A 26,961-nucleotide genomic window follows, 5' to 3' on the forward strand; every position below is an offset into this window, starting at 1 on the left:
AGAATGGTCCTATATCCGGCCTGCCACCCAGGCCGCGCGCTCGCACGGCCCCGGACGGGTGGCGTACGAGGCGAATCCCGCATCCGGGAGGCGACATGCATCACCGAACGGTCGAGGAGCTCATGACGCGCGACGTCGTCCGGGCACGGCGTGACACGCCGTTCAAGGAGCTCGTCAGGCTGCTGGAGGAGAACGGCGTCACCGCCGTACCCGTGGTGGACGAGCTGGAGCGTCCCATCGGTGTGGTGTCCGAGGCCGACCTGCTCCGCAAGAGTGCCGATCAGGCAGATCCGTCGGGCCGGATCCCGGTGGCACACCTGGAGGCCTGGGAGCGGGCGAAGAGCGAGGGCTCCCGGGCCGAGGAGATCATGTCCGCCCCGGCGGTGTGCGCGCGGCCGGAGTGGACCGTTGTCGAGGCCGCCCGGCTCATGGAGACCCAGCACGTCAAACGGCTGCCCGTGGTGGACGAGGCGGAACGGCTCCTGGGCATCGTCAGCCGTGGCGACCTGCTGCGGATCTTCCTGCGCAGGGACGAGGCCATCCGTGAGGAAATCACCGAGGATCTCCTGCGGCGCACTCTGGGGCTCGACGCCCGGGACGTGACCGCGGAGGTACGGGGCGGTCAGGTCACTCTCGCGGGCGCAGTCAAGTACAGGAGTCTCATTCCCCTCGTGGAGCAGTTGTGCCGCCGCGTCGACGGCGTGGTGTCGGTCTCCGGCAACCTCATCTACCGCACGGATGACGTCCGGCCCGCGGCCGACGGCGGTTGAACGGGCCGGCGGCGGGCTGGTTCGCAGGCGTGCCCGTGCGGTCGGGAGCACGACACCCCCGCCGGACTCGTCGACCTCAGCACCGGCTTCCCATCCCCCGAGAGGCGGGCCGCGGCCGACTGCGCAGCGCGTGAAGCGGGGCCGCCTGGCCTGCGGCCGCAAGGGACCGACGGCGACGGACGCCCGTACCACGCCGTCGTCAGGCAGGGGAGGTGCCGGTCGCCTCCCTGGACCGGCCGACCAGGAACCGTGTGGCATCGGCCAGCGTGGTCAGCTCCGGATAGTCCTCCTCGTCGATACGGATCCCCGTGCGCTCGGACAGCGACTCCACCAGGCTGAGGAAGTCGAGGGAGTCCAGTTCCAGCACGTCGCGGAACCTGTCGTCCGGCCCGACCCCGGTGAAGTCGGCGTCCGGGACGATCTGTGCGATCGACTCCTTGACCACGGAGGCGGCCTCCGCGTCGGTCAGCGGTTTCATACGGCTCACAGCTCCTCCGGTCTCTGCAACAGTCGGTCCACAGCCGTCAGGTAGCGTGCTCCCACCGCCCCGTCCGTGGCCCGGTGGTCGGCGGCCAGGGTCACGGTCACCACCGGACACACACCGAGCATGCCGTTTCTGGCCCAGGGCCGCTCGACGACGGCCCCGAAGCCGACCAGCGCCACCTGAGGCGGATGGATGACACCGAAGACGCTCTCCACCCCCTGCTCGCCGAGGTTGGTCACGGTCAGGGTGGCGCCGGTCGTCTCACTCCCGCGCAGCCGTCCCCGGCGGGCCCGCTCCACCAGGTCCTTGAGATGGGCCATGAGGGTCTCTGGCGCGAGCGTGTCGGCCCGGTGGATCACCGGCGACAGCAGCCCGCCCTGCCGGAGCGACACCGCGACCCCCACATTGATCTCGGTGCCGGGCACGAACCCCTCGTCGCGCCAGTAGCCGTTGAGGGCCGGCACCTCGCGCGCCGCCAGGGCGGCGGCCTTCATCAGCAGGGCTGCGGGGACGAGACGGTCGGCGGGCGGACGGCCGCGGTTGATCCGGCGCAGCCAGGTCTGCCCCGCCGTCAGGTCGATAGTGGTGGCGAGGTAGTAGTGCGGTATCTCCCGCTTGGAGCGGCTCATGAGTTCGGCGATGGCACGGCGCATGGTGTCCGTACGCCGACCCGGGTGCTCCTCGGCTGGTGCGGCCGGCGGCGTGCGCTGCTCGCTTTCGCGGCGGAATTCGGCCGGCCGCGCGGCAGCGTCCGCCTGCGCACCGGCTCGTACGTCCGCCCCTTGTGCGGCTGTACGCACGTCCACCCCGCGTACGGCGCCGCCGTCCCCGGTTCCCCGTACCGCTGTCAGGTCGATGCCGAGGTCACGAGCGAGCCTGCGCGCGTAGGGGGTGGCCCGCACCCTGGGCGCGCGGGGCGACGGGGCGTGCTCCACGTCGGCGCGGGTGATCCGTCCGCCGGGTCCGGTTCCGCTCAGAGCCGTCAGGTCGACGCCCCGCAGTTGCGCCAGGTGCCGCACGAGCGGTCCGGCCCCGGCGCAGGCGGCCTCGCCGGACGGCTCCGGCGCGGGTCGCGCCGGGCTGTCCACCGCGTTGGCGGCCCGTCCGGCCGACTCCTTCCCGGGTTCCGGGCCCGCGGGCCGCGCCCGCGTTCCGGGCTTCAGCGTGTCCTTGCGGGCGGGCCCGGCGGGTTCGCGCCCGTGCTCGATCTCGGCGAGAGGGGTGCCCACCGGCACCCGGGTTCCCGGCGGGACGAGCAGGCGTCCCACGGTCCCGGACTCGAAGCACTCGACCTCGATGGCCGCCTTGTCGGTCTCCACGATCGCCACGACGTCGCCCCTGCGGACCGGGTCCCCGGGACCGACGAGCCATTCCCGCAGCACCCCTTCGTCCATGTCCGCGCCGAGTGAGGGCATGGTGAACGCGCTCATCTCAGGACGGCCTTCCAGCGGTGGGGCGCTGATCCGCCGTATCGGCCCGGGCCGGCGCCGGATCGCCGACGGCGCGGCGCGCGGCGGCGACGATCGTGTCGGCCTGCGGCAGCGCGGCCGCCTCGAGTGCGCGTGCGTACGGGATCGGTACCTCGGCGCTGCACACCCGCTCGACGGGGGCGTCGAGGTCGTAGAAGTGTCCTTCGGTCAGGCGCGCCGAGATCTCCGCGGCGAGGCTGCCGGTGCGCCAGCCCTCGTCGACGACGACGGCGCGGTGCGTGCGCGCCACGGAGTCGCCGAGGGTGGCGTCGTCCAGTGGGCGCAGGCTGCGAAGATCGACGACCTCCGCGCTGATGCCGGCCTCGGCGAGGTCGTCCGCCGCGGCCAGCGCCTTGGGCAGCGAGCCGCCGTAGGTGATCACGGAGACGTCCGTGCCGGGGCGGCGGACGACCGCCCGCTCGATGCCGGGGAAGCCCGGGCCGGCGGGGAGTTCGGCCGAGACGTTGTAGAGGCTGCCGTGCTCGAAGATCAGCACCGGGTCGGGGTCGGCGAGCGCCGGAGCCAGCATGTACCGGGCGTCGGCGACGGTTGCCGGGGCCAGGACCCGCAGCCCGGGGATGTGCGCGTACCAGCCCTCCAGACTGTGCGAGTGCTGGGCCGCGAGCTGTCTGCCCGCGCCGGTCGTCATCCGGATCACGATCGGCACCTCCAGCTGGCCGCCCGACATGTGCAGCAGGGTGGCCGCGTTGTTGAGGATCTGGTCCAGGGCCAGCAGGCTGAAGTTGACCGTCATGATCTCGACGATCGGCCGCATGCCCACCAGGGCCGCGCCGATGCCGGCGCCGACGAACGCCGACTCCGACAACGGGGCGTCGCGGATCCGCTCGGGCCCGAACTCCTCCAGCAGGCCGAGGCTGACACCGAAGCAGCCGCCGTACCGGCCGACGTCCTCACCCATCAGGAACACGCGCTCATCGGCGCGCATGGCCTCGCGCATGGCCTCGCGCATGGCGTCCCGGTACGTCGTCCTGCCCTCCGCCGCCGCAGCGGGCGCCGGAGTACGGGTGCGGGTCGCGGTCATGACCTGTTCGCCTCCACCGGACTGGTGACGTATTCCAGCAGAGTTTCGACCGGCTCTTCGGGAGCCTGCTCCGCGGCTTCCACGGCACGGTCGATCCCGGCCGCCAGACGGTCCTCCAGCGCGTCACGGGCCTTGCCGGTCAGCTCCTTCGCCTCCAGCAGCCGCCGGGCGAACCCCTCGACCGGGTCTCGCTCCTTCCAGTGCTCGATCTCCGCCTTGTCGCGGTACCGGTCGGCGTCGTACATGGAGTGGGCGCGGAAGCGGTAGGTGCGCATCTCCAGGAAATGCGGTCCGGCTCCGGCGCGCACGCCTTCGGCGGCCCGCCGCGCGGCGTCCTCGACGGCGAGGACGTCCATGCCGTCCACGGCCCAGGAGACCATGCCGTACCCGGCCGCGCGCAGCGCGAGGTCGGTCTGGGCCTGGTGACGCTCCAGCGCCGTCCCCATCGCGTACAGGTTGTTCTCGCACACCAGCAGCAGGGGCAGGCGCCACAGCGCGGCGAGGTTGGCGGTCTCGTGGAACTCGCCCTCTGCGAAGGCGCCGTCGCCGAAGAAACAGCAGGTCACCCGGTTGCGTCCGGTCATGTGGTCGGCGAGGGCCAGCCCCGCCGCGAGGGGCAGGCCGCCTCCGACGATCGCGTTGCCGCCGTAGAAGCGGCGGCCTGCGTCGAAGAGGTGCATCGAGCCGCCGCGGCCCCGGCTGCATCCGGTGACCTTGCCGAACATCTCCGCCATGATCGCTTCCGCCGGAACGCCGCGGGCCAGCGCGTGCCCGTGTTCGCGGTACGTCGACACCACCGCGTCGTCGCCGGTGAGCGCCTCGTTGACACCGACAGCGACGGCCTCCTCGCCGATGTACAGGTGCATGAAGCCGCGGATGCGGGCCGCGCTGTACAACTCCACGCAGCGTTCCTCGAAGCGGCGGACCCGCAGCATCGACTCCAGCAGGGCCAGACGGTGCGCGGCGTCGCGGCGCACCCGGGAGCCGGGCCGCGGGGTGTGGGCGGTGCGTGTGCTGCTCATGCCGATCGCTCCGTCCTGTCCCGGGAGAATCCCTCCCCGTCCTGGGAGGAGTCCTCGACGGTGGAGACGTCCCCCTCGGGGAGGCCGAGTTCCCGGGCGCGCAGCAGGCGGCGCATCACCTTGCCGCTGCGGGTGTGCGGCAGATGCTGGTCGAACGCGATCTCCCGGGGCGCCACGGCCGGCCCCAGCCGGCGCCTGGCGAACGCCAGCAGTTCCTGCCGGGTCTGCGCGGTCGCCTCGTAGCCCGGCCGCAGGGTGACGAACGCTTTGACGATGTTCCCGGCGACCGGGTCGGGACGGCCGATCACCCCGGACTCGGCGACCGCCGGATGTTCCATCAGCGCGCTCTCCACCTCGAAGGGTCCGACGAGGTGTCCCGCCGACTTGATGACGTCGTCCGCGCGCCCGACGAACCAGTACCAGCCGTCCGCGTCACGCCGTACCAGGTCGCCGGTGAGGTACCAGCCGTCCGCGAAGGCCGCCGCCGTTCGCGGCTCGTCGTGCAGGTAGCCGCGGAACATGGACGGCCAGCCCGGCCGGAGCGCCAGCTCGCCCTCCACGTCCGGTTCCTCCAGCACTGATACGCGCCCTTCGCGGACTTCCGCCCGGCCGTCCTCGCCGCGCCGCAGCACCGTTGCCTCCACACCGGGCAGCGGCCGCCCCATCGAGCCGGGACGGATGTCGCAGGCCGCGAAGTTGGCGATCATGATGGCGCCGGTCTCGGTCTGCCACCAGTTGTCGTGCACGGGCAGCCCGAGCACGTCCCGGCCCCACACCACGGCCTCCGGGTTGAGCGGCTCGCCGACCGAGGAGATGAACCGCAGCGTGCTCAGGTCGTACGAGCGGGGCAGGTCGTAGGGCCCGGTCCGCGGCGTGGTCCGCATCAGCATGCGCAGTGCCGTCGGTGCTGTGTACCAGACGCCCACCCGCTGTTCGGCCAGGATCCGGTACCAGCGGCGGGCGTCGTAATCGCCCTCGTCCACAACGACCGTCACGCCGTGCATGAGCGGCGCGACGATCCCGTAGGACATGCCGGTGACCCATCCCGGGTCGGCGGTGCACCAGAAGACGTCGTCCTGGTGGAGGTCCAGGGCGTACAGGGCGGTGGCGTAGTGGGCGACCGCCGCCTCGTGCACGTGCACCGCTCCCTTGGGTGTGCCCGTCGTGCCGCTCGTGAAGTGCAGCAGGGCCATGTCCTGGGGCGAGGTCGAGGCGATGGTGAAGGTGTCGTCCGCGCCGGCCATGAGCGCGGCGAGGGAGAGCGTCCCCGGCAGTTCCTCCGCGCCGCCCCCGACGATCAGCACATGGCTCAGGCAGGTGAGTCCGTCGCGCCGCGCGGCGACCTTCCTGCGGTACAGGTCCGCCGTGGTGACCAGCACCCGCGCCTCGCTCAGCGTCAGCCGCTGGGCGACCGGGTCCGGTCCGAAGGCGGAGAACAGCGGGCATACGACGCTGGTGTTCTTCAGCGTCCCGAGCACCACGGTGTAGAGCTCGGGGCAGCGCCCCAGCAGGGTCACGACGCGGTCGCCGGGGCCGACGCCGAGGCCGCAGAGAACGTTGGCGAACCGCGCCGTGGAACGGGCCAGCTCTTCGTAGGTCACGCAGGTCACGGAGTCGTCCCGGCCGACACAGCGCAACGCGGCTGCCGTCGCGCGCGGCGAGGCCGCGTGCCGGTCCACTGCCTCGTGCGCGATGTTCAGTCCACGTCCGCCCGGCAGTCCCTGCAGGGCGGCCCGCGCCTTCGCCCATGTGAAGCGTGCGCACTCCTTGTCGTAGTCGCCCAGATTGGGCGCGGTCCGGGGCGGACGGTCCTTGCGGATGGTCTCCCAGCCCATGCCGACCCCTCCTTCCTTCGGGCCTGCCTTCTTCGAGCATCCGCCACGAGTGCCGCGCTCGCACAGGGGCGAGCGGCCCCCGTGAACCCTCAGCCGAACAGGCTCCGCACGCGGAGCGTTTCCACGCGCCGCCAGGTGCCGTCGAACAGCAGCAGCCGGTTGCCGTCCGCGCTGCGGGCGGCCGGGTGCGTGGACCGGGCCGCCCGCGGTCGCGCCGAGCCCCCTGACGGCAATCTGGCACCACAGCCGAAGTCCACGGCTCGCGGGTCGACCTCGGTGCGCTCGCTCATGGTCCCTCCGTGCGCTTGCCATGCCCTTGTCCGCCGAGCGGCGGGGCTGAACGGGACCCGAGAGGACCGTACGGCCCGTACCCGGCGCAGGCGCGAGGCGGGACGGTGAGAGGACCTGTGAACCGGCGACTTCTGCGCGGAGGTCCGGATCATGCGAACACCGCATCCCTTCGCCCGGCGGACCGGCACCCGCTCGCACGGCAGGCACACTCCGCCGGGCCGCAGCGGCACCCGGAACCCGCTGGAGAGGCCCAGTGACCGGCTGGAGCGCAGACTCCGGGTCCTGCTGGCGGCCGTGGCCGTCGCGGTGCTGCCGCTCCTGGCGTGGAGCGCCGGCGCGGCAGCCCACGACCACTACGCGCGGCAACGGCAGACGCAACTGGCGCGGCTGCATCCCGTCGAGGCCCGCCTGCTGACCGATGCGCGGTCGGCCGGCGACCGGCCCGGTGCGCAGCGCGGCTTCCAGGCACTGGTGCGCTGGAGCGACCAGCAGGGCGGCCATACGGGCGTCACGCCCGTGCGGGCCTGGCTCGAGCGGGAGGCCACCACGACCGTGTGGCCGGACGGGCACGGCGCCCCCGCCGCACCTCCGGTGACCGGGGACCTCGCCAACACAGCCGGGATGACGGTGGGGTTCGCGACCGCGTGCGGGGGCGCCGTCGTCGCCTACGGTGTGTGGCGGGCCGCCGCCGGCGGCATCGACCGCAGGCGCCTCGGGCGGTGGACTCGCGAGTGGGAGAGCGTGGAGCCCGGCTGGACGGCACGCTACGGCCGCTGACGCCGTGCCCCGCCGACGAGCAGACGAACCGATGCGCAGACGAACTGACGAACCGATGCGCAGACGAACTGACGAGCCGACGCGCAGACGAACTGACGAGCCGACGGCACTGGCCCCGCGGCACCGGGACCGTTCAGGCCCCCCGCAAGGCCCCGTGCCCCCGGGACGGCCCGGGCGGCTCCTGCAACACGCTCCAGGCGACCGGTCCCAGCAGGTCCGCCAGCCGCTGCAGGACATCGAGGAAGAGATCGTCGATCGTGAGCACCCCCAGCACCTCGCCCCCGCGCAGCACGGGCAGGCGGCGCACCCCCGTGTGCCGGAACTTCCGGTACGCCGCCTGGAGATCGTCCTCCGCGCCGACGGTGAGCACGTCGGCCGTCATCACTGCCCGTACCCGGGCCTGGCCGTCCAGGCCGCCGCCCAGGCCCCGTACGGCGAGGTCGCGGTCGGTGACGATGCCGCGCAACGCTCCGTCCTCGACCACGAGGAGGGAGCCGACCGCGGACCGGGTCATCGCTCGGGTCGCCTCGGCCAGGGAGTCCTCGGGCGCGACGCAGACCGGCGGCGCGGTCATCACCTCGGAGACCTTCATACGACATCTCCTGACTGTCGGGACTCACCCGTGTCGTGGCACGGCGATAACAGGGCAGCGTGCGTGGTGCAGCACCCCCTGGCTGACCGACCCCAGCAGCATGCCGGTGAAGCCTCCGCGCCCGCGGGTGCCCACCACCAGGCCCAGCGCGTGCGCCGAGGCCTCGGTGAGGACCTGCACGGGGTGGCCGACGACCAGTTCGTGCCGGAGGACCACCTCCGGGTAGCGGGCCCCGCGGCCGGCCACGGTCTCGGAGAGCAGCCGACGGCACTCCTGCTGGGCCGCGTGCTCGTCGAAGATCCTGAGCGGGCCGGGTTCCCAGACGTACAGCGCGCGCAGTTCCGCACCGCGCAGGGCGGCCTCCTCGAACGCCAGGTCCACAGCGGCGGCCGAGTGTTCACTGGTGTCGACCCCGACGACGTAGTACGTGGGTTCCTGGGTGATGTGCTCGGGTTCCGGGACGACGACCACCGGGCAGTGGGCGTGGGCCATGACAGGCAGGGCCACGGAGGCGGAGCCGAACACCTCCTCGGCCCGGCTCAGATGCCGGGAGCCCAGCACCACGGCCGCGGCACGGCGGCTTTCCTCGCGCAGTGCCCACACCGGGTCACCCTCGGAGAGCACGGCGTCGACCTCCACCTCGGGATGCCGGGCCGCGACGAAGGCGACCGCGTCCGCGAGGACCTGCTCTCCGCTGCGGTGGAGTTCCTGGTTCCAGGCCTCCCAGGACGGAGGGACCGCGCCTCCCCGGTAACCTCGGGTGGGCAGGCCCTCGGCTCGGACGGGGCGCAGCGGGAGGTGACGCCGGGCCGCTTCGTCGGCCGCCCACGCGAGCGCCATCCGCCGGGAGGAGTCGGCCTCGACGCCGACGACGACGGGCCGCCGGTCACCGGGCGCGGACACGGTCGCCTCCGGCCCCGGCCGCACTGCCCGCCGAGGCCACCTCAGCCGCGTCGGTGTACGGCTCCGCCGCCCCTGAGCCGGCGGGCGCCACAACAGGGCCATGGCCCGGATGCCGGACGTAGGGGTCCAGCCCGGGGCAGTACAGGGTCACCACCCGGCCGCTGTCGGCCCAGCGCACGTCGTAGGGCGGGCTGCCATCGGGGTGATGCACGCCGACGACTTCGCCGTCCCGGGTCACCACGCCGGACGTGGTGCCACGTACGACGATCTCGTCACCCACGCGGGCATGCGTCAGGGCCGTGCCTTCACCGCCGCCGGGGGCATTCCTGGAAGTGGGCCGGTCACTGTGCCGTGCCGGTTCGCGCGTGGTCATGGTTCTCGCCTCCTCGCCGCGACGGTGGACAAGTACCGCCATAACCCCATGCAAGTCCCGGTGCGAGCAAGGCGCCAGGGCACTTGGGCCCGACCTTGACCGGCCCGTCGGGTCCGCCACCCCCAGCCGGGTGCCCACCGCGTACACGTCTATCGGGGTGCCGGAGCGCACCAGCCGGTCCACGCCGTACTCGTCGAGCCCGCCGCCGGCCACGATCCGCACGTCGGTCAGTCCAGCGGAGTCGAGAAGGGCGCGCGACCGGCGTGCGCGGGCGTCGAGGTCACCGCCTCCAGGCGGATCGCGCATCCCGGGCCCCGTTCCAGAGCGCGCGGAGCACGGGCCGCCACCTGTACGCCTGCCCCGGTGTCATGGGTGTCCACCAGGGTCCTCGCGTGTGATCCGGTAGCCGGTGAGAAAGTCCGGGACGGGCTCTCCCCACCATTGTGTCCGACACGGATGTGAGGCTGTTCTCCCCCGGCGCCGGGGGAGAAGGCGTGGTGCACTGGAGATGTCGGCATACGCGATGACGGCCGAGGAGGTACGAAGAAAATGGCCACACTCGCACGCAGGCAGAGGTTTCCGTTTCCCGAGATGACGGACTGGTTCGAGACCATACCCAGCAGGTTCTCGGCACCCGCGGTCCGTATCGAGGACTACCTGGAGGACGACCGCTACGTCATGCGCGCCGAGCTTCCGGGCATGTCCCCGGAAGACATCGACGTCCTCATCAGTGACGGGGTCCTGACGGTCCGGGCCGAACGAACCGAGCGGGACGTGGACAGGAACCACAGCGAGTTCCGGTACGGAGAAATGAGCCGCAGCGTGACGCTGCCGCCGGGCGCCGACGAGGACGACGTCAAGGCCGAGTACACCGACGGCGTGCTGACCGTGAGCGTGGGTCTGCGCGCGGAGAAGGCGCAGGCCAAGCACGTCGAAATCCGCCGCAGCAGCTGACGACGCGCTGCCCCGGCAACCAGCTCTACAACGCCCTGAGCACGACCCGCTCCTACGCGTCCGGCCCGGTCGGCACGGTCTCCGTCACCGGACTCGCTGTCCGGGCCGGCTGGGGCGCGGACGAGTGCGCGCGGCGGGATGGCGCCGTTGCGGGCGCCCAGACCTACGGGTTCAGAGGTCCGGGCTGACGACTTTGCCGATCACGCCCTCGGCGCGGTGCTGACCGTGCTCACCGCCGCTCTGGGCGCCGCCGACCCGCGGTGCCGCCGACTCGTGCTGGCGGCCCCCGCGGGCGACGGCCCACGTATCGCGCTGGTGCCCGGCGCCTGACCCGCGGGGCCGTGGCACCGGGATGTGGGAGGGAGGCGGTTACGGTACTTCGGCTGTGAGTTCACGTGCCACCGTCGGTTCACCCCGACGCCGTCAGTGGACTGCACCGGGATCGACGGACGAGCCACTCGACGGTCGGTCCTGCGCCGACATCTCCCGGAAGCGGGCCGCCAGCTCGCTGCGCGAGCGGATGCCGAGCTTGGAGTAGACGTGCGTCAGGTGGTACTGGACGGTCTTGACGGAGATGAAGAGCTCCAGGGCTGCGTGCTGGTTGGTGGCGCCGTCCGCGACCAGGCGGGCGACGGCCTGTTCCTGCGGGGTGAGGCGGGCCAGGCCGGGGGTGAGACGGGCGGTGTGCAGGCCGCCGGCCTTGAGTTCGCGGTCACAGCGCTCGACGTAGGTGCGGGCGCCGAGCGCGGCGTAGGCGTCGCGGGCGTTCTTCAGGACGGTGTCGGCCTCGCGGCGCTTGCCGGCGCGGCGCAGGGTTTGTCCATAGGCGAAGTTCACCCGGGCGCGGTCGTAGGGGAGGGGGAGATGATCGAGGTGGGCGAGGGCCTGTTCGAACTCCTTGCGGGCGGTGTCGATGTCACCTCGGGCTGCGGTGAGCCGGCCGCGGGCCAGGCCGAGGCGGCCCATGGCGGAGCGGCGGGCACGACGGCCGGCCAGGTCCTCGTGCGGTGCGAGGAAGGCGTCGGCTTCGTCGAGGCGGCCGGTCATCACCAGGGCGTTGGCATACACGTCGGGCCAGGGCCAGAAGCCCGGCTCGTCCACCGACAGCCGCTGGGGCAGGTGGACGAGCGGTGACAGGGCTTCCACGACGCGTTCGTAGTCGCCGCGCGCCTCGGCGACCTGGGCTCGGGCCACGCAGGACGGGATCAGCATGACCTCGTAGTGATGCGGGGCGGCGTGGGCCTCGCCCACGTGGTGCTCTGCGGCCTCCCAGTCGCCCCTGAGGGCGTGTATCTGCGCCCCGGTCCAGTGGACCAGCGGGCGACACAGCTCGATGCGCACCTCGGCAAGGTGGACGGCGGCCCGCTGCACGGTCTCCAGGGCCTCAGGCCAGGCGCCGAGTGTGAACTGGGTGCGGGCCAGCCAGCCTTGCGCCCACAGGGAGATACGGGTGGAGCCCATCCGATAGCCCGTGGGCACGGCCGCTTCGAGCCTGCGACGGGCGTCTTCCGGGGCGTCCAGGGCGATGTCCACCCAGCCGCGGCCGAGCTGGAAGCGCTGGGACTGTGCGCCGCCGGGAAGTTCGGCGGCGGCCGTCTCGTAGGCGGCCAGCGCTTCTTCGGGCCGCCCCATCGTGGCCAGGCCGAGCCCGAGCACCGCCTGCGACTCGATGGCCGAGGGGTCGTCTGGGTCCGCCAGCTCGACGGCCCGGCGGGCCCAGGCGACGAGGTCGCGGCCGTCGAAGCGGCCGAGTGCGTGCAGGACGCGCCGCTGGCAGATCCTGGCCATCAGCTCGGTGTGCCGCGCCGACTCGCAGCGTTCCCAGGCCTGGGCCAGGAAGGCGTCGGCCTCGGCCGGACGACCGCGCATGATGGCCAGGTAACCGAGGACCGCGCCCCGCAGGATGTCCGCGGGGAAGCTCTCCAGTTCCGCCGCGAACGCCGTGGCCTGTGGCACGTCGCCGGCGCCGATCATCGCGTCGACGGCGCGCAGCAGCCGGTCCTCCCGTACGGCTCGCACGGTGCTCAGGCGACTGGCCCGCACCAGGGTGTCGGCCACGGTGGACCACTCGCCGGCCAAGGCGTGTTCGGCGGCGTACGTGTCGAGTTCGTCGGCCAGCGCGTCGTCCGCCGTGCTGGTGGCGGCGACCCGGTGCGCCAGCCGACTGCCGCGGTCCGTGGTGACCTCGACGGCGCGGTGGTGCAACTCGGCGCGATGGGTGAGCGGAATATCGGTGAGGACGGCAGCCCGGACCAGAGGATGGGTGAAGGACAGCTGGGCGTGTCCGGGGTCGATGGTGGCGGTGAGCAGCCCTGCCACTCGTGCTTCGTCGACGGCGGGCAGGGCGTCGGCGACGCCGGCCAGTTCGGTGGCCTCGGCGAGCGAGGCGTCGTCGCCGAGGACGGAGCATGCCTGGACCAGTCGGCGGGTGCTCTCACCGCATTGGGCGAGCCGGTGACGGACGGCCGCGGCGTAACGGGCGGGCGCGGGCAGTTCGGGCCGCCAGTCGTGCCAGGTCTCGGGGGGCAGTTCGCGCAGCAGTTGCGTGAGGTGGCGGGGGTTGCCCAGTGTGTGGCGGCACAGGTGGCGGGCTGCGGGCAGGTCCAGGGTGAGTCCGTGGACCTCGTAGGCGAGCCTCCGGACGCCCTTGGCGGTCAGTGGCCCGGGCCGTACGGCGGCGTCCTGGCAGCCGTCGAGGAACTCCAGGGTCCGCAGGGCCGACAGCGGCAGCTCCTCGTGCGCTCTGCGCATGTCGTACAGCTCGTACGGTTCGTCCCGCGCGATCAGGAGGACGAGCACCCGCTCGTTCGACATCCGGCGCACCGTCGACCGGATGGCACGCAGGCTCTCCGCGTCGGCCCAGTGGGCGTCGTCGACAATCACCACCAGCGGCTCGGTCTCCTGCGCGGTCGTCCACTGGCGGAGCAGAATCCGGGAGGTGCCGAGTACGGCGTCCGGGGACGTGGGGTCGGGCAGAAAGGTGCCGTCGCCAGTGCCGTTTCCGCAGGCGCGGACGAGCTGGTCGGCGACGCCGAGCGGCAGGTTCGACTCCCACGCGACCCCGGTGACGCGCAGCACACGGGGCGCGCGCCCTCCGGCGCGGTCGCGATGGGCTTCCAGGGCCTGCTCCACCAGGGCCGTCTTGCCGATGCCGGCCGGTCCCTCGACCAGCACCAGGGCGGGAGCCCCCGTGCAGGCGGAACCGATCGAGCGGGTCAGCGCGGCGACCTCGCCGACCCGCCCGATCAGGCTTCGCCGCAGCTCTGGACGGTCATTCATTGGCGAGCACGCTAGCAGCGCCGCCCAGGGGTCCGGGGACGGAGGCGGCCGGGGCGGAGGCCAGTGCGGCGGACCGGCGCGGGACGAGGCAGGTCACCAGGGTGCCGACGACGGCGACGCCGGCGAAGACGTAGAAGGGGTGGCGCGCGGAGAGCCCCGAGCTCATGAGCGCCCCGCCCACGAGGGGGCCGCCGATGCCGCCGATGCCGCCGAGTCGGCCGAACCCGGCGAACCAGGTGACTCCGGCCGCGCGAGCCACGGTGTCGTAGTAGGTGGAGACGAAGCCGTGGGGGAGGACGGGGACGACCGTGCCGTAGGCGACGAGGTCGTAGCCGGCGAAGACGAGGGTGGCGGCGGTGACGGCGGTGATCCAGCGCAGGGTGGCGCGGTGCCGTGGATCGGTGGTTCTGAACTGCGGAGTGTTCATCGGGGACTCCGTGTTCGGGTGAGTGAACGGGTGTTCGCTGCCCGGCCGCGAGAGGGGGGAGGCGGCCGGGCAGCGGCGTGTGGGGAGGCGATCTGCATCAATCGGGTGGGGGGAAGCAAGGTGCCGGGGGAGTGACGGTCAGCCGAGGTCGCCGCCGGCCACGGGGAGCACCGTGCCGGTGATGTAGGACGCCTCGTCGGAGGCGAGGAAACAGATCGCCGCCGCCTGCTCGTCGAGGGTGCCGTAGCGCTTCAGCAGGGAGGAGGCGAGGGTCTGGTCGATGTGGGCCTGGAACCACTCCTTCTCCCGGTCGCTCCGCAGCGCGGGGGTGCCCCGGGAGATACGGCGTGGGGGCGCCTCGGTGCCGCCCGGTGCTGTCGCGACCACACGGATTCCGGCGTCGGCGCACTCGAAGGCGAGCGACGCGGTGAGCGCGTTGATGCCGCCCTTGGCCGCGGAGTACGGGATGCGGTGGATGCCGCGGGTCGCGCACGAGGAGACGTTGACGATCACGCCGTGTCCTTGCCCCATCATGGTCGGCAGCGCCGCACGGCAGGACCACAGGGTGGTCATCAGCGAGCGGGTGATCTCCGCCTGGATCTCCTCGGCCGTGAACGCGGTGAACGGTTTGAAGTTGATCGCGCCGCCCACGTTGTTGACCAGAACGTCGATCCGGCCGTGGTGCCCCCGCGCGGCGGTGATCGCGTCCTCCGCCCCGGTGTACGACTCCAGGTCGGCGATGATGGCCTGTGCGCCCAGTTCGGCGGCCGCATCGTGAACGAGTTCGGACCGGTCGACGAGGGTCAGCCGGGCGGATTCGGCGGCCAGTCGGCGGGCGACCGCGAGACCGATGCCCTGGGCCGCTCCGGTGACCACGACGTTCTTGCCGGCGAACCGCTCGACATGCACGCTCACGCGGCCTCCGCCGCGGTGCGTACGGTGGCCGGGGTGAACTTCTCGTAGTGGAAGCTCGCGGGGACCACGCCGAGGGAGGCGATGTGACCGCGTACGGCCTCGACCATGGCGGGCGGCCCGCACAGGTAGACGTCCGCGTCACCGTCGTGCAGCGTTCCGGCGTCCATCAGCCCGGTGACGAAGCCCTTGTTGAGGGCGGTGCTGGAGGGGTCGGCGACGCAGTGGTCGAATGTGAAGCCGGGGATGACCTCCGCGTAGTCGCCCAACGTGTCCAGGTGGACGAGGTCCTGCTCGGTGGTGACGCCGTAGAGCAGGTGGACCGGACAGGCCGACGGCTGCTGGGCCATGCGTTCCAGCATCGACAGCAGGGGCGCGAGGCCGGTGCCGCCCGCCAGCAGCAGGGCGGGGCGGGAGAGCTCGCGCAGGTAGAAGCTGCCCATCGGGCCGGTGAACTCGATGCGGTCGCCGACGTTGGCCCGCTCGGTGAGGTAACCGGACATCACGCCGCCCGGGGTGATGCGCACCAGGAACGAGATCTGCCGCTGGGCGGGGCCGGAGCTGAAGGAGTAGGAGCGGGTCTGGTCGGTGCCGGGCACGGCGATGTTGACGTACTGGCCGGGCAGGAAGTCGAGGCCCTCCCGGTTGTCGACGTCGAGCGTGAACTCCACCGTGGTGGCGGAGAGAGGCCTGAGGTCGGCCATGGTCGTGGCGAACGTAGCCGGGCCGGTCTTCGCGGCGGCCGAGGAGGAGGGAATGCGCAGAACGAGGTCGCTGTGCGGGGTCATCTGGCAGGGCAGGCAGTAGCCGGCTGCCGCCTCGTCGTCGGTCAGGGCTTCGTCGATGTAGTCGCCGCCGTCGTAACTGCCCGATTCACACAGTGACTTGCAGGTGCCGCAGGCGCCGTCGCGGCAGTCGAGAGGGATGTTGATCCGGGCCTTGTAGGAGGCCTCGGCGACGGTCTCGTCGGGGCGGCACTCGATGAAGCGGGTGATGCCGTCCTCGAAGTTCAGGGCGACCTGGAAGGACATGCGGGAGCTCATTTCAGCGGTCTCGGGGGCTCAGACGTGGTAGATGTCGACGACGTGGTGCACGTAGTCGTTCTTCAGGACGACCTTCTTGCGCGTGATGAGCGGTTCGGGCCCCGACAGGTCGAGGGTGTAGTACGACGTGCCGAAGTACGTGTCGACGGCCTGGTAGCGGTAGTAGAGCGTGAACCAGTTGAAGCGCACGTCCACCGTGTCGCCGTCGCGGCCGGTGACCTCGACGTCGGTGATGTTGTGACCGGTGCGCGGCTCGGGCAGGCTGGTCGCGCTGGAGCGGTCGGTGCGGATGCGGAAGACGCGGTCCTCCAGACCGGCCCGGCTCGGGTAGTAGATCAGGGAGATCTCGCGCTGCGGGTCGCGGGTGAGTTCGTCGTCGTCGGCCCAGGCCGGCATCCAGAACTCGGCGTCCGGGTGGTAGCACTCCAGCCACTTCTCGAACTCGCGGTCGTCCAGGTACCGGGCCTCGCGGTAGAGGAACTGCCGGATCGCCTCAAGGGCGGTTTCGTCGATCGCCGTGGTCACTTCGCCTCCTCCGACTCCAGGGCCATGCGCAGGGTGTGGAGCCAGTAGCCGTGCTGGATGGGGTAGAGGCCCTCGTCCTCGGTGCGCACGCCGCTGGCGATCGGGTTGATGCCGATCTTCTTGGCGTCCTCGTCGGGGCCGCCGATCTGGTGCACGGCGCCGCGGCTGAGGTCGTTCCAGGGCATGGACTCGGCGAGGTAGGTCTTCTGGCAGGAGCGGAACTCCTCCAGGTCGTCCGGGGTGGCCATGCCGGTGGCGTTGAAGAAGTCCTCGTACTGCCGGATGCGGCGGGCACGGGCCTCGGCCGGCTCGCCTTTGGGGGCGATGCAGTAGATGGTGACCTCGGTCCTGTCGACGGAGATGGGCCGGAAGTGCCGGATCTGGGAGCTGAACTGGTCCATCAGGTAGACGTTCGGGTACAGGCACAGATTCCGGGAGACGCCGATCATCCAGTCGGCCTTCTCCTTGCCGAACTCGGCGGCCAGCTCGTCCCGCTTCTCGTACAGCGGCCGGTTGGCGGGGTCGAGCCACTTGGTCCACAGCAGCAGGTGGCCGTGGTCGAAGGAGTAGAAGCCGCCCTGCTGCTTGGACCAGCCGCCCGCGTCCATCGTCTTCGCGTCGTTCTTCGACTCGCCCGAGGTGCGGCGGGCCTGGGTGGCGGCGTAGTTCCAGTGGGTGGCGGAGACGTGGTAACCGTCGGCGCCGTTCTCCGCCTGGAGCTTCCAGTTGCCGTCGTAGTAGTAGGTGGAGGAGCCGCGCAGGACCTCCAGGCCCTCCGGGGACTGGTCGACGATCATGTCGATGACGGCTGCCGCGTCCCCCAAATGTGCGGTGAGCGGCTTGACGTCCGGGTTCAGGCTGCCGAACAGGAACCCGCGGTAGGACTCGAAGCGGGCGACCTTGGTCAGGTCGTGCGAGCCGGCGGTGTTGAACTGCTCCGGGTAGCCCGCCTCCCGCGGGTCCTTCACCTTCAGCAGCCGACCGTTGTTGCTGAACGTCCAGCCGTGGAACGGGCAGGTGAAGGTGGTGCGGTTGTCGGTCTTGCGGCGGCACAGCATCGCGCCGCGGTGGCTGCACGCGTTGATCAGGCAGTGCAACTCGCCTTGCTTGTCACGGGAGATGACGACGGGCTGACGGCCGATGTACGTCGTGAAGTAGTCGCCGACCTCGGGGATCTGGCTCTCGTGCGCGAGGTAGACCCAGTTCCCCTCGAAGATGTGCCTCATCTCGAGTTCGAAGAGTTCCTCGTCGGTGAAGACACTGCGTCGGACCCGGTACACACCGTTGTCCGCGTCCTCCACGAGGGCGTCTTCGAGGATGGTCCGCGCACGGCTGAAGTCGGCCATGTTCCCGTCCCTTTCACCTCGACCGGGCCGGCCGACTTGGCCGGCGGCTTCGTTTCCATTGCTTTGCAGCACCATGGCAGCGCGGTGAAGAGTCGGCCCCAGACATTCCCCCAGGGTTGACCCAGGGGGGTATTGATATCAGCGCCGTCTCAATACCCTCGAACCGGATATTTGTGGGCTATGGGGTTCGCTCTCTACGCTGAAGCGCATTCGAGGGCCCCGTAGGGAAAGGGGCAGCCCGGTGGAACTCAGGCACCTTCGGTATTTCGCGGCCGTCGCCGACACGCGTCATTTCGGAAAGGCCGCGGAACGCCTGCACATGGCCCAGCCCCCGCTCTCCCAGGCCATCCGCCGGCTGGAGATGGAACTGGGTGTGGACCTGTTCACCCGTACGACCCGGCAGGTCGCCCTGACCGCCGCCGGCGAAGTGTTCCGCACCGACGTGGAGCGCATCCTCAAGGCCGTCGACGAGGCGGTGGTGAGGGTCGGGCGCTTCGCCTCGGGGCTGGAAGGGGTGCTGCGGGTCGGCCTGACGGGCTCCGCCTCGTACCGGCAACTGCCCGCACTTGCCCGACTGCTCAAGCGCAAGATGCCGCACGTGATGATGGAGGTGCACACCGAAATGCTCACGCCCGCCCAGGAGCTCGGGCTGATCGAGCGGCGCCTCGACGTCGGCGTCCTGCGCCCGCCGATCCGCCAGGAGGGCATCGCTCACCGCCTGCTCGCCGACGAGCGGCTGGTCGTCGCCGTACCCGAGGAACACTGGCTCGCCGAGGCCGACGCGGTCCGCGTCGAGCAGCTGCGCCACGAGGACTTCATCATGTACGGTGCCGCGCTCGGCTCCGTCGTCAACGACGCCGTCGTCCGCAGCTGCCTCGCCTCCGGCTTCTACCCGCACCGCGCCTACGAGGTCACCGAGACCTCGGCCGCCCTGGCCCTGGTCGCCGCCGGGCTCGGCGTCGCCGTCCTGCCCGACTCGATCCGCTCCGCGCCCCGTGAGGGCGTGGTGTCCAGGGACATCGAGGATGCGCTGTCCGTCCCGCTGGTCCTGGCATGGCGCACGGAGGACGACTCACCGCTGGTGCGGAACCTCCTCGAAGTGCTGGAGCGAAACAACGCATTCATCGAAGGAGTGGCATGAAAATCGTACGGACGGAGGCAATTCCCTTCGCCATTCCTTATGCGAAACCACTGAAATTCGCCAGCGGTGAGGTGCACACCGCCGACCACGTCCTGGTCCGGGTGCACACCGACGACGGCCTCACGGGAACCGCAGAGGCGCCGCCCCGCCCGTACACCTACGGCGAGACCCAGGAGTCGATCGTCGCGGTGATCGACAAGATCCTCGCGCCGCAGATCCTGGGACTGACGGCGCTGGAGCGGGAGGCCGTGCAGGCCCGGTTGGACCGCACCGTGGGGAATCCCACCGCCAAGGCGGCGATCGACATGGCCCTGTGGGACATTCTCGGCCAGGCCGCCGGGATGCCGGTGTCCGGACTGCTCGGCGGCTACACCGACCGCATGCGGGTGAGTCACATGGTCGGTTTCGCCCCCGCCGACGAGATGGTGGCCGAGGCCGAGCGGATCCGCGACACCTACGGCGTCACCACCTTCAAGGTGAAGGTCGGCCGGCAGCCCTACACCGAGGACGTCGCTGCCTGCCGTGCACTGCGCGAGGCCCTCGGCCCGGACATCGGGCTGTACATCGACGGCAACCGCGGCTGGACGGCGTCCGAGTCCGCGCGCGCCCTGCGCGAGATGGCCGACCTCGGTCTGACCTTCGCCGAGGAGCTCTGCCCCGCCGACGACGTCCTGGGCCGCCGCTGGCTGGTCGCGCAGAGCCCGCTCCCCTTCATCGCCGACGAGAGTGCCACCCGCACCGGCGAGGTGACGCGCGAACTCCTCGGCGGCTCCGCCACTGCCATCAGCATCAAGACCGCCCGCACCGGGTTCACCGCCTCCCAGCGCGTGCTGCACGAGTGCGAGGGGCTGGGCGTCGAGGTGGTGATGGGCAACCAGATCGACGGCCAGGTCGGCACCCTGTGCTCGGTCGCCTTCGGCGCCGCCCATCGCTCCACCGCACATCACGCCGGCGAGCTGTCCAACTTCCTCGACATGACCGACGACCTCCTCACCGAGCCGCTGACCATCGAGAACGGCCACCTGCGCATCCGCGAGGGTGCCGGACTCGGCATCGACATCGACCCCGACAAGCTGGCGCGCTACCGCCAGGACCGCTGACCCCTTCCGAGACCTTCAGAAAGACGGGACGATCATGACCGACATCATCACCGAGCAGGCCACCGCCGCCGCGTCCGGAGCCGCAGCCACCGAGCAGTTCCGCGCCAAGCAGCGCGTGGAGGCCGCGGACGCCGACACCAGGCGCGTCGACACCCTGGTCACCGAACTCCTCACGGCCGCCCATGAAATCATCCGCCGCCACAAGGTCACCTACGCCGAGTACGACGCGCTCAAGTCCTGGCTGATCCAGGTCGGCGAGGACGGCGAGTGGCCGCTCTTCCTCGACGTCTGGCTGGAGCACGTCGTCGAGGAGGTCGCCAGCGAGAGCCGTCAGGGCAGCAAGGGCACCATCGAAGGCCCGTACTACGTCCCCGGCTCACCCCGGCTGCCCGCCGAGGCGACCCTGCCCATGCGCGAGGGCGAGGCGGGCACCCCGCTGCTCTTCCAGGGACAGGTGACCGGCGTGGACGGCACGCCGCTGTCCGGAGCCACCGTGGAGATCTGGCACGCCGATGCCGACGGCTACTACTCGCAGTTCGCCCCCGACCTGCCCGAGTGGAACCTGCGCGGCACCGTCATGGCCGACGAGCAGGGCCACTTCAAGATCCACACCGTGGAGCCGGCTCCGTACCAGATCCCGACGGACGGCTCCTGCGGCAAGCTCGTCGCCGCCGCGGGCTGGCACGCCTGGCGTCCCGCCCACCTTCACCTGAAGGTGTCGGCACCGGGTTACCAGCTCATCACCACCCAGCTGTACTTCAAGGGCGGTAGCCACGTCTCCGACGACATCGCCTCCGCTGTCAAGCCCGAGCTGATTCTCGACCCCGTCCCGGTGGCAGACGGCACCGGCCGCGAGGTCACCTACGACTTCGTCCTCGACAAGGCGTGATCGACCGTGCTCTTCGCCGTACGCATGGACGTCGACATCCCGCGCGACCTCGACTCCGAGGCCCGCGGGGACCTGGTGGCACGTGAGAAAACGTACTGCCAGGAACTGCAGAAGTCGGGGGAGTGGGTGCACATCTGGCGCTGCGTCGGCCAATACTCCAACCTCAGCGTCTTCGACGTGGCCGACAACGAGGCGCTGCACCGCATCCTGTGGGACCTGCCCCTCTTCCCCTACATGAAGATCGAGGTCACGCCGCTGGCCCAGCACCCGTCCGCCCTCGCCGCCGGTGAGGTCCCGGCGTGATGGACAAGGTGGTCGCCACGGCCGCTGAGGCGGTGGCCGATGTGCCTGAGGGCGCGTCGCTGGCGGTGGGTGGTTTCGGGCTCAGCGGTGTGCCGAACGTGCTGATCCAGGCGCTGTACGAGCGAGGGGTGGGCGGCCTGTCGGTGGTCTCCAACAACTGCGGGGCGATGGACTCCGGCCTCGCGGTGCTGCTGGCCGCCGGCCGGATCGCCCGGGTGACCGGTTCCTACATCGGCGCCAACAAGGAGTTCGCCCGGCAGTACCTGGCCGGGGAGCTGGAAGTCGAACTGATCCCGCAGGGCACGCTCGCCGAGCGGCTGCGTGCCGGGGGCGCGGGCATCCCGGCCTTCTTCACCCCGGCCGGTGTGGGTACGCAGGTCGCCGAGGGTGGGCTGCCGTGGCGCTACGACGGCTCTGGTGGCGTTGCTCTGGCATCGCCGCCGAAGGAGGTGAGGGAGTTCGACGGCACCGAGTACGTGCTGGAGCGCGGTATCCGCACCGACTTCGCGCTGGTGCGGGCCCGACGGGGGGACCGGCACGGGAATCTCGTGTTCAGCAAGTCCTCCCGGAACTTCAACCCGCTTGCCGCCACGGCCGGCCGGATCACGATCGCCGAGGTCGAGGAACTCGTGGAACCCGGCGACATCGAGCCGGACGCCGTTCACCTGCCAGGGATCTTCGTGCAGCGCGTGGTCGCCCTTACCGCCGAGCAGGCGGCGGACAAGAAGATCGAGCAGCGGACGGTGAGCAGCTGATGGCCTGGACACGAGAGCAGATGGCCGCCCGTGCCGCGCGCGAGCTGGAGGACGGGCAGTACGTCAACCTCGGCATCGGTCTGCCCACGCTGATCCCTAACCACCTCCCGCCCGGCATCGAAGTGGTCCTGGAGTCGGAGAACGGCATCCTCGGCACCGGCCCGTACCCGACCGAGGACCAGATCGACCCGGACCTGATCAACGCCGGCAAGGAGACCGTCACTGTCCTGCCCGGTGCCTCCTTCTTCGACTCGGCGCTGTCGTTCTCGATGATCCGGGGCGGGCACATCGACGTCGCGGTCCTGGGCGCCATGCAGGTGTCGGCCGCCGGCGACCTGGCGAACTGGGCTGTCCCGGGAAAGCTGGTCACCGGGATCGGTGGGGCGATGGACCTGGTTCACGGGGCGCGCACGGTCATTGTCGTGATGACCCACACCGCCAAGGACGGCTCGCCCAAGATTCTCACCGACTGCACGCTGCCGCTCACCGGCCGGGCTTGCGTGAACCGGATCATCACCGACCTCGGTGTTCTCGACGTCACCGACAACGGGCTCGTCCTCGTCGAGACCGCGCCCGGAGTGAGCGCCGACGCCATCGTGGCCAGGACCGACGCGAAGGTCCGCACCACCGAGGGGATCTCGTCATGACACTGCGGGACGTCTACATCGTCGACGCGGTCCGCACGCCGGTCGGCCGCTACGACGGAAGCCTTGCCGGCGTGCGCCCGGACGATCTGGCCGCCCACGTGATCCGCGCACTCCTCGGCCGTACCCCGGAGCTGGATCCGGCGCGGATCGACGACGTGTACTTCGGCAACGCCAACGGTGCGGGTGAGGAGAACCGCGATGTCGCCCGCATGGCCGTCCTGCTGGCGGGTCTGCCCACTACCGTGCCCGGCGTGACCGTCAACCGGCTGTGCGCCTCCGGCCTGGAGGCTGTGATCCAGGCGGCTCGCGCCATCGCGGTCGGGGACGTCTCCGTCGCCGTGGCCGGTGGTGTCGAGTCGATGACCCGCGCCCCGTACGTGCTGCCCAAGAGCGACCGGGCCTTCCCGGCCGGGCACACCGAGCTGTACTCGACCACCCTGGGCTGGCGCATGGTCAACCCGAGGATGGACCCGCAGTGGACCATCCCGCTGGGCGAGTCGGCCGAGCTGATCGCCGAGAAGCACAAGATCAACCGGGAGCAGCAGGACGAGTTCGCGCTCGCCTCGCACCAGAAGGCGGCGAAGGCGCAGCAGGCCGGGCTCTTCGACGCCGAGCTGACGCCGGTGACCATTCCGCGGCGCAAGGGCGATCCGGTGGTCTTCAGTGTGGACGAGTGTGTGCGTCCGGACGCCTCACTGGAGGCCATGGCCAAGCTGAAGCCGTCCTTCCGCAAGGAGAACGGCACGGTCACCGCAGGCAACGCGTCCCCGCTGAATGACGGGGCCGCGGCGTTGCTACTGGTCGACGAGGAGGGTCTGAAGGCCAGTGGCCGCGCGCCCCTCGCCCGCGTCTGTGCATCAGGGGTCTCGGCGATCGACCCGCACTACTTCGGGCTCGGGCCCGTGGAGGCGGTCAACCGCGCTCTCGCCAAAGCGGGCAAGGTATTCGACGACCTGTCGGTGCTGGAACTGAACGAGGCTTTCGCCGCCCAGGTGCTGGGCTGTGCAGCCGAGTGGCCCGAGATCGACCCGGCGATCCTCAACCCCCAGGGCGGCGCCATCGCCCTGGGACACCCGCTCGGCGCCTCCGGCGCGCGTCTGGCCGGCACCGTAGCGCACCAGCTTGCCCGCAAGGGCAGCGGCGTCGGCGTCGCGACCCTCTGCATCGGCGTCGGACAGGGTCTCGCCCTCGTCCTCGAACGCCAGTAAACCCCTCAAGGAGCCGCCGTGCCCGCACCCCCTCTGCTCCACCACCACGTCGTCGGACCTGCGGACGCGCCACCGCTGGTGCTTGGCCCGTCCCTGGGCACCTCCAAGGCGGTCTGGGAACCGCAGTTGCCCTCCCTGACCCGCCGCTTTCGGGTCCTGCGCTTCGATCTGCCCGGACATGGCGGCTCCCCATCCGCTGTCCTGCCCGATCCCGCCCCCGGCCGGACGACAGTCGGACACCTCGCGTCGCTGGTGCTCGCCCTCGCCGACCAGTATGGCTGGGACTGGTTCCACTACGCGGGCATCTCCCTGGGGGGAGCCATCGGGGCCCACCTCGCCGCCCGCCATCCGGACCGGGTCGCCTCACTGGCATTGATCTGCTCCTCAGCGCACTTCGGTCCCGCAGACCCATGGCACGAGCGGGCCAGTCTGGTGCGGACGAAGGGCACAGCTCCACTGCTGGAGACCAGCTCGGGCCGGTGGTTCGCCACGGCCGATGTAGCCGACACACCCTTTGGCCGCGGACTGCTCGGCAACCTCGCCGACGCCGACCCCGTCGGATACGCGGCGTGCTGCGACGCCCTCGCCGGCTACGACCTGCGCCCCGAACTCACGGCGATCAGCGCCCCGGCTCTGGTGGTCGGAGGCACTTTCGACACAGCCACGCCACTGGAGCACGCGCGGGAACTGGCCGACGGCATCCCGCACGCCGCACTCAACATCATCGCCTGCGGCCACCTGGCTGCCGAGCGACCCGATGACCTGCAGGACGCGCTCACCACGCACCTGAACGAACTCCGCACGTACGGTCGCCCGGGCCCATGCCCTGCTTGGCACTCTGGGTGCGGGGCAACGTACACGGCAGTCGAGGGATAGCGCGTCCGCACTGTTACCGGGCCGAGCGTCCCCTGAGCCAAGTCGTCCCCTCCCGGGGCTCCGTCGGCAGTTCGGCAGGGTCGGACGCTCGCCGACGTCGTGCACTCGTTGGGCATCCGGCAATCGCGGACGAGGTGTGGGGCTGGCGTCCGTGGGCTCGACCCGAACTGCTTGCGGGCGTGTTCGCGTATGGCACCTGTCTGGTGATCTCCAGCACGCACAAGTCGCTCGGCAAGGACCCACCGACACGCTTGCCGCTCATCCGACTGGAATCCCCAACGGTCTGCATGGCCGGGCCACCACTGCTGAGTTGGTCGAAGAAGCCTTCCTGCGGCTTATGTCTCCACCGGCCATGTCCGCAGCGCGGCCACCGGCTGCCACGACCGTACGCTTCGCGATCTGCGGCGCTGGGTGTCTGAGTGCCCGGAGCCGACTTGCCTCAGCAGCCACTCATAGGGGTCTGTAGCCGGTGTCGGACTGGACCCGAAGGCAGGGACTTCGAGCGTGCGAGCCGTGGGCGGCCGAGCGCGCACCCGGTCGTCCTCGTCCACCGGAAACGGTTCCAGGAGGGGAGCGTCTGCCCATGCTGCGTCTGCACACGCTGTGTCCGGGTGTGTGCTGTGCTGGCTCCCCTTGTTCCTCCTCGGACGCTGACGGGAAAGAGAGTCACGTACGAACGGCTCCTTCACTCCGCGAGGTGGCCACGCCATCGGCAACGTCCGCCGATGCGGACGGGCGAGGGCAGAGCAGCAGGAAGACGCCGGCGACCGCAGCAGCCAGGGCGAAGGCCAGGAAGTTCGAGTCGACGCCGAGCCCGGCGGCAAGCAGCCAGCCACCCGCCTGGGGTGCGAGGACCGCACCGATCCGGCCGAAGCCGAGCGAGAACCCCAGCGCCGACCCCCGCAGGTGCGGTGGGTAGTGGTTGACGACGGCGGCGATGATCAGGCACTGGGTGCCATGCGTGCCGACACCGGCGAGCACGAGCGCGCCGTAGGCCACGGACGAGTGCGGATGGGTCAGCAGCACCGCCAGGCCGACGGCTGCGGCGAGGGCGGCGATGACGGCTGTCGGGATGGGGCCGGTCCGGGTTGCGCCCCAGGCGGTCACCAACGAGCCGAGCACGGCGCCCAGACTGAGCGCGAGCAGGAATGTCAGGGACGAGCCGAGGTCGAAACCGCTCTCCCGCATCAGCTGGGGCAGCCAGGTGGCCAGGCCGTACCAGGCGAAGAGTGTCACCACGGTCGCCAGCGAGAACAACGCGGTGGCGACCGTGTACGGCGAGCGCAGCAGCGAGCGCAGACGCCCTATCTGCAGGACCGTGCCGTGGTTGGGGCTCGAGGGCAGGCCGAACCGCTCCTCGATCTCGGCAGCCCGCGCATGCTCGCCACGGGAGCGGAGCCAGACAGGGGACTCCGGCAGCAGCCTCAGGCACAGCGGCGTGACGACCAGCACCGCGAGCAGTGCGATCAAGAACATCGCCTCCCATCCGAACCGGGGTAGGACACCTATGCCGACAACGGCTGCCACAGTCCCGCCGATCGGCACGCCGGACATCATCAGTGTGGAGACGACCGACCGGTGGCGCGGGCCGACGAACTCGGTGGCGAGCGCGTTCGCGCTAGGCACCAGTCCACCGAGGCCGAGCCCCGCGAGGAACCGCAGGGCGCCGAACGCCCCGGGGTTCGGAGCGAACGCGCACAGCGCGGTGAAGACGGAGAACCACGCAGTGCAGCCGACGATGGTCCGTCGGCGGCCGATGCGGTCGGCCAGCACGCCAGCGAGGACGGCGCCGACGAGCATGCCCAGGAAGGCCAGGCTTCCGAGCAGGCCGGCCGTGGACTTGGTCAGGTGCCAGCCGGGCTCCTGGAGGAGTTTCGGAAGGACGGTTCCGTAGACGATGAGGTCGTATCCGTCGAAGACGACGATCACCCAGCACAGGGCGGTCACCAGGAATGCGGCGCGGCGAGGCGGCAGGTATGTGGTCTGCGTCATGGCAGA

At 71.1% G+C, this 26,961-nt stretch carries 27 protein-coding genes; 11 read left to right on the plus strand and 16 right to left on the minus strand.

Features of this window, described 5'->3' with window-relative positions; translation table 11 throughout:
- Positions 1-95: 95 nt before the first annotated feature.
- The gene (locus tag IE217_RS20830; protein WP_190179414.1) at positions 96-770 is read left to right on the plus strand and encodes a CBS domain-containing protein; all 675 of its coding nucleotides are present in this window, start codon (positions 96-98) and stop codon (positions 768-770) included.
- Positions 771-969: 199 nt separating this feature from the next.
- Here IE217_RS20830 and IE217_RS20835 read toward each other — a convergent pair whose 3' ends face one another.
- The 6 genes from IE217_RS20835 to IE217_RS20860 form a co-directional block, all read right to left on the minus strand.
- Positions 970-1,248 (minus strand): acyl carrier protein, encoded by a 279-nt coding sequence (locus IE217_RS20835; protein ID WP_190179415.1) that lies wholly within the window; start codon positions 1,246-1,248, stop codon positions 970-972.
- A 5-nt stretch (positions 1,249-1,253) separates the two neighbouring features.
- On the minus strand, positions 1,254-2,684 hold the full coding sequence (locus tag IE217_RS20840; RefSeq protein WP_190179416.1) for a dihydrolipoamide acetyltransferase family protein: 1,431 nt from the start codon (positions 2,682-2,684) through the stop codon (positions 1,254-1,256).
- Position 2,685: 1 nt separating this feature from the next.
- Positions 2,686-3,765 (minus strand): alpha-ketoacid dehydrogenase subunit beta, encoded by a 1,080-nt coding sequence (locus IE217_RS20845; RefSeq protein ID WP_190179417.1) that lies wholly within the window; start codon positions 3,763-3,765, stop codon positions 2,686-2,688.
- Complete coding sequence (gene pdhA, locus IE217_RS20850) at positions 3,762-4,787, minus strand: pyruvate dehydrogenase (acetyl-transferring) E1 component subunit alpha (protein ID WP_190179418.1); 1,026 nt, start codon at positions 4,785-4,787, stop codon at positions 3,762-3,764. The genes IE217_RS20845 and pdhA overlap by 4 nt, the downstream gene beginning before the upstream one ends.
- Positions 4,784-6,622, minus strand: a complete 1,839-nt coding sequence (acsA, locus tag IE217_RS20855) for an acetate--CoA ligase (RefSeq protein ID WP_190179419.1) — start codon at positions 6,620-6,622, stop codon at positions 4,784-4,786. The genes pdhA and acsA overlap by 4 nt, the downstream gene beginning before the upstream one ends.
- A gap of 89 nt (positions 6,623-6,711) precedes the next feature.
- A complete protein-coding gene (locus IE217_RS20860) occupies positions 6,712-6,912 on the minus strand; it encodes a hypothetical protein (RefSeq protein ID WP_190179420.1) in 201 nt (66 codons plus the stop codon).
- A 151-nt stretch (positions 6,913-7,063) separates the two neighbouring features.
- On the opposite strand from IE217_RS20860, the gene IE217_RS20865 reads away from it, so the two are divergent.
- Positions 7,064-7,690, plus strand: coding sequence for an Rv1733c family protein (locus tag IE217_RS20865; protein WP_190179421.1), 627 nt, complete (start codon positions 7,064-7,066; stop codon positions 7,688-7,690).
- A 133-nt stretch (positions 7,691-7,823) separates the two neighbouring features.
- Here IE217_RS20865 and IE217_RS20870 read toward each other — a convergent pair whose 3' ends face one another.
- From IE217_RS20870 to IE217_RS20880, 3 genes are read right to left on the minus strand one after another with little or no spacing between them, the layout of a single operon-like run.
- On the minus strand, positions 7,824-8,282 hold the full coding sequence (locus IE217_RS20870; protein WP_190179422.1) for a CBS domain-containing protein: 459 nt from the start codon (positions 8,280-8,282) through the stop codon (positions 7,824-7,826).
- Between the two features lie 24 nt (positions 8,283-8,306).
- On the minus strand, positions 8,307-9,185 hold the full coding sequence (locus IE217_RS20875; RefSeq protein WP_229865455.1) for a universal stress protein: 879 nt from the start codon (positions 9,183-9,185) through the stop codon (positions 8,307-8,309).
- Positions 9,169-9,465 carry a DUF1918 domain-containing protein gene (locus IE217_RS20880; protein WP_229865480.1) on the minus strand — a complete coding sequence of 99 codons (297 nt, stop codon included), beginning with the start codon at positions 9,463-9,465 and terminating at the stop codon, positions 9,169-9,171. The genes IE217_RS20875 and IE217_RS20880 overlap by 17 nt, the downstream gene beginning before the upstream one ends.
- A gap of 642 nt (positions 9,466-10,107) precedes the next feature.
- Here IE217_RS20880 and IE217_RS20885 point away from each other — a divergent pair.
- The gene (locus IE217_RS20885; RefSeq protein WP_190179425.1) at positions 10,108-10,512 is read left to right on the plus strand and encodes an Hsp20/alpha crystallin family protein; all 405 of its coding nucleotides are present in this window, start codon (positions 10,108-10,110) and stop codon (positions 10,510-10,512) included.
- A 423-nt stretch (positions 10,513-10,935) separates the two neighbouring features.
- Here IE217_RS20885 and IE217_RS20890 read toward each other — a convergent pair whose 3' ends face one another.
- The 6 genes from IE217_RS20890 to benA form a co-directional block, all read right to left on the minus strand.
- Complete coding sequence (locus tag IE217_RS20890) at positions 10,936-13,791, minus strand: helix-turn-helix transcriptional regulator (protein WP_190179426.1); 2,856 nt, start codon at positions 13,789-13,791, stop codon at positions 10,936-10,938.
- Complete coding sequence (locus IE217_RS34815) at positions 13,784-14,218, minus strand: hypothetical protein (RefSeq protein ID WP_229865457.1); 435 nt, start codon at positions 14,216-14,218, stop codon at positions 13,784-13,786. The genes IE217_RS20890 and IE217_RS34815 overlap by 8 nt, the downstream gene beginning before the upstream one ends.
- Before the next feature lie 138 nt (positions 14,219-14,356).
- Positions 14,357-15,133 (minus strand): benzoate diol dehydrogenase BenD, encoded by a 777-nt coding sequence (gene benD, locus IE217_RS20900; protein WP_190179427.1) that lies wholly within the window; start codon positions 15,131-15,133, stop codon positions 14,357-14,359.
- Positions 15,130-16,161, minus strand: coding sequence for a benzoate 1,2-dioxygenase electron transfer component BenC (gene benC, locus IE217_RS20905; protein ID WP_190179428.1), 1,032 nt, complete (start codon positions 16,159-16,161; stop codon positions 15,130-15,132). Before benC ends, benD begins: the two co-directional genes overlap by 4 nt.
- Before the next feature lie 30 nt (positions 16,162-16,191).
- Positions 16,192-16,698, minus strand: coding sequence for a benzoate 1,2-dioxygenase small subunit (benB, locus tag IE217_RS20910; RefSeq protein WP_190179429.1), 507 nt, complete (start codon positions 16,696-16,698; stop codon positions 16,192-16,194).
- On the minus strand, positions 16,695-18,044 hold the full coding sequence (benA, locus tag IE217_RS20915) for a benzoate 1,2-dioxygenase large subunit (protein ID WP_190179430.1): 1,350 nt from the start codon (positions 18,042-18,044) through the stop codon (positions 16,695-16,697). The genes benB and benA overlap by 4 nt, the downstream gene beginning before the upstream one ends.
- A 241-nt stretch (positions 18,045-18,285) precedes the next feature.
- On the opposite strand from benA, the gene IE217_RS20920 reads away from it, so the two are divergent.
- The 8 genes from IE217_RS20920 to IE217_RS20955 are packed head-to-tail and all read left to right on the plus strand — an operon-like array spanning position 18,286 to position 24,963.
- On the plus strand, positions 18,286-19,185 hold the full coding sequence (locus IE217_RS20920; RefSeq protein WP_190179431.1) for a LysR substrate-binding domain-containing protein: 900 nt from the start codon (positions 18,286-18,288) through the stop codon (positions 19,183-19,185).
- Positions 19,182-20,285, plus strand: a complete 1,104-nt coding sequence (locus IE217_RS20925; protein ID WP_190179432.1) for a mandelate racemase/muconate lactonizing enzyme family protein — start codon at positions 19,182-19,184, stop codon at positions 20,283-20,285. Before IE217_RS20920 ends, IE217_RS20925 begins: the two co-directional genes overlap by 4 nt.
- Positions 20,286-20,319: 34 nt before the next feature.
- Complete coding sequence (gene catA / locus IE217_RS20930; RefSeq protein ID WP_190179433.1) at positions 20,320-21,174, plus strand: catechol 1,2-dioxygenase; 855 nt, start codon at positions 20,320-20,322, stop codon at positions 21,172-21,174.
- 6 nt (positions 21,175-21,180) lie between these two features.
- A complete protein-coding gene (gene catC / locus IE217_RS20935) occupies positions 21,181-21,477 on the plus strand; it encodes a muconolactone Delta-isomerase (RefSeq protein WP_268249161.1) in 297 nt (98 codons plus the stop codon).
- The gene (locus IE217_RS20940) at positions 21,477-22,232 is read left to right on the plus strand and encodes a CoA transferase subunit A (protein ID WP_190179434.1); all 756 of its coding nucleotides are present in this window, start codon (positions 21,477-21,479) and stop codon (positions 22,230-22,232) included. The genes catC and IE217_RS20940 overlap by 1 nt, the downstream gene beginning before the upstream one ends.
- Positions 22,232-22,879 carry a CoA transferase subunit B gene (locus IE217_RS20945; protein ID WP_190179435.1) on the plus strand — a complete coding sequence of 216 codons (648 nt, stop codon included), beginning with the start codon at positions 22,232-22,234 and terminating at the stop codon, positions 22,877-22,879. The genes IE217_RS20940 and IE217_RS20945 overlap by 1 nt, the downstream gene beginning before the upstream one ends.
- Positions 22,880-22,881: 2 nt before the next feature.
- A complete protein-coding gene (locus IE217_RS20950) occupies positions 22,882-24,087 on the plus strand; it encodes a thiolase family protein (protein ID WP_190179577.1) in 1,206 nt (401 codons plus the stop codon).
- 18 nt (positions 24,088-24,105) lie between these two features.
- Positions 24,106-24,963 carry an alpha/beta fold hydrolase gene (locus IE217_RS20955; protein ID WP_229865458.1) on the plus strand — a complete coding sequence of 286 codons (858 nt, stop codon included), beginning with the start codon at positions 24,106-24,108 and terminating at the stop codon, positions 24,961-24,963.
- 666 nt (positions 24,964-25,629) lie between these two features.
- Here the strand turns inward: IE217_RS20955 and IE217_RS20960 are convergent.
- Positions 25,630-26,955 carry an MFS transporter gene (locus IE217_RS20960; RefSeq protein ID WP_190179436.1) on the minus strand — a complete coding sequence of 442 codons (1,326 nt, stop codon included), beginning with the start codon at positions 26,953-26,955 and terminating at the stop codon, positions 25,630-25,632.
- Positions 26,956-26,961: the final 6 nt, after the last annotated feature.

It is taken from the genome of Streptomyces naganishii JCM 4654 (assembly GCF_014650575.1).
Lineage (GTDB): Bacteria > Actinomycetota > Actinomycetes > Streptomycetales > Streptomycetaceae > Streptomyces > Streptomyces naganishii.